Origin of the sequence: Azospirillum sp. B506, assembly GCF_000333595.1 — a bacterium.
Taxonomy (GTDB): domain Bacteria; phylum Pseudomonadota; class Alphaproteobacteria; order Azospirillales; family Azospirillaceae; genus Azospirillum.
Window position 1 is genome coordinate 1 of sequence record NZ_BADK01001046.1, and the last position, 8,963, is coordinate 8,963.

An 8,963-nucleotide genomic window follows, 5' to 3' on the forward strand; every position below is an offset into this window, starting at 1 on the left:
AAATCGTTGCCCATTGGCGTTTCCTCTCCGATTTTTCTTGGTTGTTACGTCAGGGGGGAGACGTCGAGCGGAATCCCGATGGTGGAGTCCATGGCCGGGGTCAGCCACACCGCGCTCTTCGGCGGCCAGACGCCGATGCGGACGGACTCGGCGCGGATGCGCGAGCGTTCCTCCAGGCTGGCCCAGGGCCAGATGTGGACGATGCGCGGCGGGCCGTCCACGGCGTAGGTCGCCAGCAGCAGCTTCGACAGCCTGGTACGGCCCGGCAGCGCTTCCGCCCAGCCCTCGAAGGTCGGCAGCAGGCCGCCGGTCTTCAGGACGTAGGAGCGGATCTCGTAGATCGGGCCGAAGCTGCCCGGTTCGACCGCGGGCATGTCCGGGAAGGGCAGCAGCGTGTCCAGCGACAGGCCGGTCAGCACCTCGCCGCAGCCGAAGGGATCGGTGGTGGACAGGGTCCGCATCCGCTCCGCCGCGGCATCCTCCGCACTGTCGAAGCCGCGCAGCACGGTGATGCGGTTCAGGTCGCCGATGTCGGAGTTCCAGCAGCCGAGCAGCCGTCCCCGCGCCTCGGGCGCCGTGCAGAAGTCCCGCAGGCGAGCGCCCACCTTCGCCGCCGCCCCCATCGTGGTGGACAGCGTCGCCAATTCATAACGTTTCATGTGATCCTCTGTGTGTTGGGTTGTGGCGGAGGCCCCGTCAGTCGGCCGCCGCCCCGATGTCATCCATTTCGGCCGCCCCCCCCCTGGCCACCATGTCCAGGGCCGCGAGATAACCGAAGGTCATCGCGGGGCCGAGCGTGATGCCGCCGCTCGGGTAATGACCGCCCATGACGCTGGACATGTCGTTGCCGGTCGCATAGAGGCCGGGGATCGGCCGGTTGTCGTTGCCCAGCACCCGCGCCGCCGCGTCGGTCTTCAGTCCGGCGAAGGTGCCCAGGCTGCCGGGCACGATCTTCACCGCGTGGAAGGGGCCGTGCTCGATGGGCGCGACGCAGGGGTTGGGCTTGTGGTCGGGATCGCCGGAGACCCGGTTGTAGGGCGTGCCGCCGCGGTCGAAGGCGGGGTCGCGGCCCTCGCGGGCGTGGCGGTTGTAAAAGTCGACGGTGGCCTTCAGCCCGGCCGGGTCGATGCCGCAACGCCGGGCCAGCTCTTCGATGGTCGGGGCGGTCACCAGATAGCCGGAGCGCTGGTAGCGCTTCAGCGACACCGGAAATGGCTTGGAGGCTCCCAGCCCGTAACGGCGCTGGAATCGGTGGTCGCAGACCAGCCAGGCGGCGACTTCCGCCCCCGGTTCGATGGCGGCGAACAGGTGCCGCATGAAGCCGTGGTAGGAATCGGCCTCGTTGCCGAAGCGGTTGCCCCTGGCCGTCACCGCGATCACGCCGGGCTTCCCGCGGTCGATCAGGTGCGGGTAGTTCATGAAGGTGCCGTCGCCGTTCGGAAGACGGGAAACCGGGGACCAGGCGCCGGCGTCCTGCAGATTGGCGTCGATGCTGCCGCCGGCGGATTCGCCCAGGCGCAGGCCGTCGCCGGTGTTGGCCGGCGGGGCGGCGGACCAGTGCTCGTGCCCCCTGGGGGCTTGGGGGAACAGCTCTTTGCGCGTTCCGGCGCGTGCGGGAGCCGCCCGCCGCCAGGAAGACGCCGCGCGCGCCCGCACCTCCACTCGCCCTTTGGCGTGCGCAGGACCGCACCGCGCACGGCGCCGTTCGGGCCGTCTTCACGGATCAGGCGGACGACGGGGGTGCCGGTGCGGATTGTCACGCCGCGGTCCAGGGCGGACTTCAGCAGGCGGGCGGCCAGCGCCTCGCCGTTCACCAGCTGCATGGCGCGGCCGTGGAACACCATGTCGCGCAGATGCCGGGACAGTCGCTTGCCCACATGGACCGCCGAGCGCAACGAGCGGGTCGCGTTGATGAAGTGCCAGAGGTCGGCGCCCGACGCGATGCCCATGCCGTGGAACATCATCTCGTTCGGCGGTCGGCGCAGCATGTGAATCGCTTCGCCCAGCTCCCTTCCATCGAAGGGCGCGCCGCAGACGGACCGGCCACCGGTGGCGGCTCCCGGCGCATGGCCGTGAAAATCGGGGACGGCGTTGCCGGGGATGAACCGGACGGCGGTGTGTTCCTCGAAGAAGGACACCATGCGCGGCCCGTTCTCCAGAAAGGCGTCCACGCGGGCGGCGTCATAAGTGTTGCCGAGGATGGAGCGCAGATAGAGCCGCGGCTGCTCGACATCCTCCTCGATCCCCGCGCGCCGGGCCAGCGGGTTGCGCGGGATCCACAGCCAGCCGCCGGACCAGGCGGTGGTGCCGCCCAACAACGGCGTCTTTTCGACCACCAGAACGTCCAGGCCGTGGTGGGCGGCGGTGACGGCGACCGATAAGCCTCCGGCCCCCGATCCCGCCACGAGGACATCGCATTCGATGGGGTGTTCGATGGGGCATTCGATGGGGTGTTCGATGGGGCATTCGATGGGCGCCCGCGCGGGGAGCGATGCGGCGCCCTGGGGTGTTTTCGTGAGTGTCGTCATGGACCCGAGCCGATGAAGATGTCTCCGTCGCGGTCGCGGCGGAAGCGTTGGAAGGCCGGTGAACCCAGGCCGGTGGCAGCGATTTCCGCGGCGGCGGCGAGAAGGTCAGGCGCCATTTCGTGCAGGCGCTGTTCGGTCACGCGCACATGTGGCCCGGCGACGCTGAGGGTGCCCTTGACGGGACGCCCCTCGCGCGTGCGGATCGGGGCCGAGATGGCGGCCATGCCGGCGGTGAAGGTCTCGATGGTGATGGAATAGCCGCGCTGGCGGGCGAGGTGCAGGTGCTCCAGGATTTCCCCGTCCGTGCGCGGACCCTTTGGCCCGACGTCCTGGTACAGGCCGGGACGGCGCTGGCGCTGCGTCTCGATCAGGGCCATCGCTTCGGTGTCGTTGAGGCAGGACAGCCAGGCGAAGCCGCTGGAGGTGCAGTGGAGCGGTGCCTCCATGCCCATGTCGGGGTCGTAGCGCAGGCCGGTCAGGGCGCCCTGGGCCTTGGCGACCCAGGTCAGCCGGTCGGTGTCCACGACGGCCAGGCGGACCAGTTCCCCGGTCTTGCGGGCCAGACGGTCCAGCACCGGCTGTGCCAGATCGACGACGCCGCTGCCCGCCAGGTAGGTAAAGCTGAGCGATACCAGCTTCGCCGTCAGCATGTAGCCCCCGCGCTCCCCGTCCTGGCGGACATAGCCGTGCCCGATCAGGTCGTTCAGCAGGCGGTGCGTCGCGCTGCGGGGAATGTCGAGCCGGGCCGCCACCTCGTGCAGGGGCAGACCCTCCGTGTGGACGGCCAGCAGCTCGATCATCGCCAGCACGCGGTCGAGGATGCCGGTGCGTTCGCGCGTCGCGGTTTCGTCGGAAGAGGGCGCCATCGTTCTTTTCCCATCATCTGAAGATTGAGGCCGAATCAGCGGCGACTGTACGCCAGCGTGTCTCAAACTCAATCCGGGCCTTCATCACAACCGGCGGACGCTGAATCCGTCCTCGGCGAAGACCACCGGGCCTCCATCCGCGGCCTGGTGGACAGCCAGGGTCGCGGTCAGCGTGCGGGTTGCATCGTCGGCGCCGACGATCGGCTCCTCCTCACCGCGGATGACGCGGACGAAGTGGCGGAGTTGGTTGACGTAAGGATTGGCGGCTTCGCCGCTCAGCCGGCCTCGGGTCATCGGAACGTGCCAGCCGCGCTCCCCGGCGTAGCTCCAGTATTCCAGGCTCGGCAGAGCCAGGGAGCCGCCGGTGCCCGACAGGAAATGCGTCTCCACCGGGTGGCGGGCCAGGCTCGGGATCTCGCCCGAGGCCAAGTCCCAATTGCGCGGGGAGGCTGTCGCGTCGGACAGGGACAGCGTCGCCAGGGCGCCGTTGCGCAGGCGCAGCAGCACGGCGGCGGTATCCTCCACCGCGAAGCCCCGCACAGCGTTGGAGCGCATGGCCTGCAGGCCGTCGATCTCGCCCAGCAGGAAACGCAGCAGGTCGATCTCGTGGATCAGGTTGATGAGGATCGGCCCGCCCTCGCCCGTCTGCCGGCGCCAATCCACGGTGAAGTAGCTGTCGGGTTTCAGGAAGGTCGCGGCGACCGTGGCGATGGTCGGCATGCCGATCAGCCCATCGGCGATGGCGGCCTTCGCGGCGCGGATGACCGGGTTGTGGCGGCGGTGGTGCCCGACCAGGACCGGAACGCCGGTCCGGCGCGACGCCTCGGCGATGGCGCGCGCGGCCTCCACCGTCTCGGCAATCGGCTTTTCCACCAGCACGGCCACGCCGCGCGCCATGCAGGCCAGCGCGACCGGCGCGTGGGCGGCGTTCGGCGTCGCGATGACGGCGCCGTCCGGGCAGACCTCGTCAAGCATGGCGAGATGGTCGGCGAACCAGGGAATCCCGCGCTCGGCGGCAAAGACGCGCGCCGCTTCGGCCGGGTCGGCGATGGCGACCAGCCGGCCGATGCTCGTCGCGTCTCCCTTCAAAAGAACATCGATGTGCAGGCGCCCGATGGCTCCCGCACCGATCACCGCGAGACGGGCATCCATCTTCGTGTTGCCGGCCGTCATGGCGTTTCCTGCTCCCTTCCGTTCCGGCGAAACCTCACAAAAGTGGGAAGCCGTTCCAGTTTTATAAATCGGTACTGGAACTGAATTCCAAAATCAAGCTATAACATGCCCACCAAGAGGACGGCGCGGGCAAGCGCCGTGAAGACGTCGGAGGAGACGCACATGAAAGACAAAGAGATTTCCCCCCTGGCCATCAGCCGCCGCGGCCTGCTGACGACCGCCGGGCGTGCCGTTGCCGGCGGCGCGGCACTGTCCGTCGGCAGCCCCTTCATCCTGTCGGCGCGGGGCGAGGTGCCGGCGAAGATCGGTCTGGTCTTCGCCAAGCAGGGAACCTGGACCGAACAGGGCGAACTGCTGGTGAACGGTGCCAACATCGCGTTGGAGCAGGCCAAGGGCCAGGTGCTCGGCCGTCCCGTGCAACTGGTGTGGTACGACGAGCCGAGCCCCCAGGCGGCCCAGCAGAATCTTCAGAAGCTGGCGGAAGAGGAAAAGGTCATCGCGGCGCTCGGCGGCACCAACAGCGGGACCGCCCTGGCCATGAGCGCCGTCGCCAGGCGCGTGAAGATCCCCTTCATCACGCCGAACGCCGCCGCCCGCGAGATCACCGGCAAGGAGTGCAACCCCTACACCTTCCGCGTCCTGACCACGACGTCGGTCGCCAGCCGCGCCATGGGGCCGTATCTCGCCTCGCTCGGCAAGAAATGGTATTTCATCTGCGCGTCCTACGCCTATGGCCAGGACGTCTACACGGAGATGAAGAAACAGCTTGAGGAAGCCGGTGGAACCGAGGTCGGCTCCGACAAGACGCCGCTGGGCACCGCCGACTTCAGCTCCTTCCTGCTGAAGATCCGTCAGGCCAAGCCGGACGTGATCGTCGCCGGCCTGCCGGGCGGCGACCTGTCGGCCTTCCTGAAGCAGTTCGCCGACATGGGCCTGAAGGGCAAGATCCCGGTGGCCTGCCCGATCATCGGCGATTCCGACCTGTGGTCCATCGGCCAGGACGCCGCCACCGGCATCTACGGCAAGCCCTGGCACTTCAGCGACCCGACCAACACCGCCGCCGACAAGTCGTTCATCGACGCCTACCAGGCCAAGTACAAGAAGCCGCCGGCCGACAAGGCCTGGCTCGGCTGGTTCTCCATGCGCAGCCTGCTGCTCGGCATCGAGCAGGGCAAGGCGACCGACGCCGCGGCCATCGTCCGGGGCCTGGAGACGGCCCGCTTCGAGGACGGCGCCATCCCCGCCTATTACCGCGAGTGGGACCACCAGATGCTCCGCCGCTCGCTGGTCCTGAAGGTGAAGGACAAGATCACCGACAAGTGGGACTGGCTCGACGTGCTGAAGGTCACGCCGGAGCGCGCCGCCGACCTCGAACCGCAGTTCGGGACGAGGGACGAGGTGGGCTGCAAGATGGAAGCGCTGTAAGGCCGCTTCCCGCCGCTCCCCCCTTTCAAAAGGGACGAGGGGAGCGGTCCCTTCACCATTCGCGTGCCGCACACCGGCCCTGAGACGGTCCCCTCGCCCATCCCCGATGGAAGAGGCAGGGGCGAAGGCGGATCGCTGGCCGGGGAAGGGGTGGAGTCCGGGAAAATCCACCCCTTCCCCGCCCCATGATCCGCGTGCCCCCTCCCTCCCCCATCGACGGTGGAAGGGGAAGCCGACCGGGCCGCATTCAAGGACGCACACATGATCGACACCCTCATCCCTCAGATCGTGAATGGTCTGGTTCTCGGCTTCCTCTATGTGCTCATAGCGGTCGGACTCTCGATCATCTTCGGTCTTCTGGGCGTCGTGAACTTCGCCCACGGTGCCTTCTTCGCACTGGGCGCCTATTTCGCCCTGACGCTCTACGAGACCTTCGGCTGGCCCGCCGTTGTCTTCGCCCCGATCCTCGTCGGCCTGATCGGCATGGCGGTGGAGGTTCTGCTGATCCGCCGGCTCTACGGGAAGGAGCCGCTGATCGGTCTGATCCTGACTTTCGCGCTGGGCCTGCTGATCGAGGCGCTGATCCGGCTCGCCTGGGGTGCCGGCGGCCATCCCTTCAGCCCGCCGCCCTTCCTGGCCGGCATCGTCGAATACGGCCCGCTGCTGATCACCAGGTACCGTCTGGCCGTGCTGGTGACGACGATGGCGCTGCTGGCTGGGCTGTGGGCCTTCCTGAACTACACGCCCTTCGGCCGCATCCTGCGCGCCGGCAGCCGCGACGCGGAGATGGTCGGCATGCTGGGCATCAACCTGCCGCGGGTTCTGACCGGGGTCTTCGGGCTGGGCTGCCTGCTGGCCGGCATCGCCGGGGTGCTGGCCGCTCCCTTGTGGACCGTCACCCCGTCGATGGCGGCCGGCGCCATCATGCCGGCCTTCGTCATCGTCACCATCGGCGGGCTCGGCTCCTACCTCGGGGCCATCGTCGCCGGCCTGCTGGTCGGCGTCGTCACCGCCCTGACCATCCAATTCATGCCTGAGGCATCCGCCGCCGCGATGTATGTGCTGATGGCCGCCATCCTGCTGGTCCGGCCGCGCGGCCTGTTCGGCGAACGCTGGGAGCGCTTCGAATGAGCCGCATCTCCCCTCTTAAAAAGTCCTTCCGCAATCCGCTTCTTCTGCTCGTCCTCGTGCTGGCCGGGCTGTCGGTCGCCGTGCAGCTGACCGGCACGCCGCTGTCCCGCGTCACGCAGATCGCCATCTATGTGCTGTATGGCGCGGGCGTGAACCTGCTGCTGGGCTACACCGGCCTGGTGCCGTTCGGCGCGTCGGTCTTCTTCGGCACCGCCAGCTACGCCGCCGCACTCGCGGCATTGCATTTCACCGACAACGAGATCGTCGGGCTGGGCTTCACGGTCCTGTTCTCGGTCGTGCTGGCGCTGGCGCTGGGAGCGGTCGTGCTGAAACGGCGGGGCCTGTATTTCTCGCTGCTGACGCTGGCCTGCTCGCAGATCGCCTTCGAGATCGCCTTCAAGTGGACGGACCTCACCGGCGGCGAGAACGGCCTGCAGAACGTTCCGCGCGGGATGTTCGGCAATTTCCAGGTCTTCCACGTCTTCGCGCTGACCACCATCGTGGCGGCCATGTGGTTCCTGTGGCGCCTCGCCCATGCGCCGTTCGGCCGCGTCCTCCAGGCCCTGCGCGACAACGAGCAGCGGGTGGCGAGCCTGGGCTACGACACCTACCGGCTGAAGCTGGCGGCCTTCGTCCTGTCCGCGGCGGTGATCGGCTACGCCGGCGGCCTGCTGGCCTTCCTGCTGCAAGGCGCCTACGCCAACAATCTGAGCTGGCAGCATGCCGGCGACAGCCTGTTGATGACCGTCCTGGGCGGCGTGCATCATTTCCTGGGACCGCTGTGGGGCGCCATCGCCTTCATCCTGCTGGAGGACAAGCTCAGCAGCATCACCGAGCATTGGTGGCTGATCTTCGCCCCCATCGTGATGGCCTTCGCCCTGCTGTCGCCGGAGGGCATCCACGGCCTCGCGCAGCGGCTGCTGCGCCGGGAGCGCTGGACCCTGACCCGCGACGGCATCCCGCGCCGCCCCGACGTGATCGCCCCCTACCGCAGCGCCGAACTGGCGACCGGCACCGGCAAGCCCATCCTGACCGTCAAGGGGTTGAGCAAGAGCTTCGGCTCGCTGGTCACCGCCAGCAACATCGATCTGGAGGTGATGCCGCACCAGCTTCACAGCTTCATCGGCCCGAACGGCGCCGGCAAGACCACCTTCTTCAACATGCTGACGGGCGTCCTGCCCAGCGATGCCGGCCGCATCGTCTTCGACGGCACCGACGTCACCCGCCTGCCGATGCACAAGCGCATCCGCCTGGGCATGGGCCGGTCCTTCCAGATCCTCAGCGTCTTCCGCAATCTGACGGTCTTCGAGAATGTCCGCGTCGCCGTCCAGGCGCGCAGCCCGCGCAAGTTCGGCCTGTGGCGCGACGCCCACGAGATCGACGAGATCAACGCCCGCAGCTGGTCGCTGCTGGCGGCGGTCGGTCTGGTGGACCGCGCGGCGGAGCCCTGCACCAACCTGTCGCACGGCGAGCAGCGCCTGCTGGAGATCGCCATCACGCTGGCGACCGAGGCCAAGCTGCTGCTGCTGGACGAGCCGCTGGCCGGTCTGGCGGAGGCCGACCGCGTGGTCGTGGCCGCCCTGATCCGCCAGCTCGCCACCCGCCATGCGGTGCTGCTGATCGAGCATGACATCGACCGCGTGCTGTCGCTGTCCGATCGCGTCACCGTGCTGCACCAGGGCCGCCTGATCGCCGACGGCAAGCCGGCGGAGGTCGCCGTCCATCCCGACGTCATCGCCGCCTATCTCGGCAAGTCGAAGGACGAGGAGGCCGTCGCCCGGCTGCCCGCCCCGGCACGCGGCGAGACCGCCATCGGCCGCCCGCTGCTGACTCGGAGAGC

Annotated in this window: 7 protein-coding genes and 1 pseudogene; 3 read left to right on the forward strand and 5 right to left on the reverse strand. The window is 68.6% G+C overall.

Annotated elements, in window-relative coordinates:
- Positions 1–44: 44 nt before the first annotated feature.
- From I71_RS32170 to I71_RS32185, 5 genes and pseudogenes are all read right to left on the reverse strand, one after another.
- Complete coding sequence (locus tag I71_RS32170) at positions 45–659, reverse strand: NIPSNAP family protein (RefSeq protein WP_042703914.1); 615 nt, start codon at positions 657–659, stop codon at positions 45–47.
- 37 nt (positions 660–696) lie between these two features.
- Positions 697–1,662, reverse strand: coding sequence for an FAD-binding protein (locus tag I71_RS40765; RefSeq protein ID WP_307189044.1), 966 nt, complete (start codon positions 1,660–1,662; stop codon positions 697–699).
- Positions 1,663–1,721: 59 nt separating this feature from the next.
- Positions 1,722–2,528, reverse strand: a pseudogene (locus I71_RS40770) (FAD-dependent oxidoreductase); the annotation flags it as partial.
- Positions 2,525–3,394 carry an IclR family transcriptional regulator gene (locus I71_RS32180; protein ID WP_042703916.1) on the reverse strand — a complete coding sequence of 290 codons (870 nt, stop codon included), beginning with the start codon at positions 3,392–3,394 and terminating at the stop codon, positions 2,525–2,527. The gene I71_RS32180 and the pseudogene I71_RS40770, both read right to left, overlap by 4 nt.
- Before the next feature lie 84 nt (positions 3,395–3,478).
- The gene (locus I71_RS32185; protein ID WP_083897498.1) at positions 3,479–4,567 is read right to left on the reverse strand and encodes a Gfo/Idh/MocA family protein; all 1,089 of its coding nucleotides are present in this window, start codon (positions 4,565–4,567) and stop codon (positions 3,479–3,481) included.
- Between the two features lie 162 nt (positions 4,568–4,729).
- Between I71_RS32185 and I71_RS32190 the strand changes: the two genes are divergently transcribed.
- The 3 genes from I71_RS32190 to I71_RS32200 all read left to right on the forward strand — a co-directional run.
- Positions 4,730–5,992, forward strand: a complete 1,263-nt coding sequence (locus I71_RS32190; RefSeq protein ID WP_042703918.1) for an ABC transporter substrate-binding protein — start codon at positions 4,730–4,732, stop codon at positions 5,990–5,992.
- A 261-nt stretch (positions 5,993–6,253) separates the two neighbouring features.
- The gene (locus I71_RS32195; protein ID WP_042703920.1) at positions 6,254–7,123 is read left to right on the forward strand and encodes a branched-chain amino acid ABC transporter permease; all 870 of its coding nucleotides are present in this window, start codon (positions 6,254–6,256) and stop codon (positions 7,121–7,123) included.
- A partial coding sequence (locus I71_RS32200; protein ID WP_042703922.1) for an ATP-binding cassette domain-containing protein occupies positions 7,120–8,963 on the forward strand: 1,844 nt, incomplete at its 3' end. The genes I71_RS32195 and I71_RS32200, both read left to right, overlap by 4 nt.

Bases quoted from the DNA above. Each gene is read 5' to 3' on its own strand.
- I71_RS32180 (WP_042703916.1), bottom strand. From the start codon at position 3,394: ATGGCGCCCTCTTCCGACGAAACCGCGACGCGCGAACGCACCGGCATC.
- I71_RS32170 (WP_042703914.1), bottom strand. From the start codon at position 659: ATGAAACGTTATGAATTGGCGACGCTGTCCACCACGATGGGGGCGGCG.
- I71_RS32190 (WP_042703918.1), top strand. From the start codon at position 4,730: ATGAAAGACAAAGAGATTTCCCCCCTGGCCATCAGCCGCCGCGGCCTG.
- I71_RS32195 (WP_042703920.1), top strand. From the start codon at position 6,254: ATGATCGACACCCTCATCCCTCAGATCGTGAATGGTCTGGTTCTCGGC.
- I71_RS32185 (WP_083897498.1), bottom strand. From the start codon at position 4,567: ATGACGGCCGGCAACACGAAGATGGATGCCCGTCTCGCGGTGATCGGT.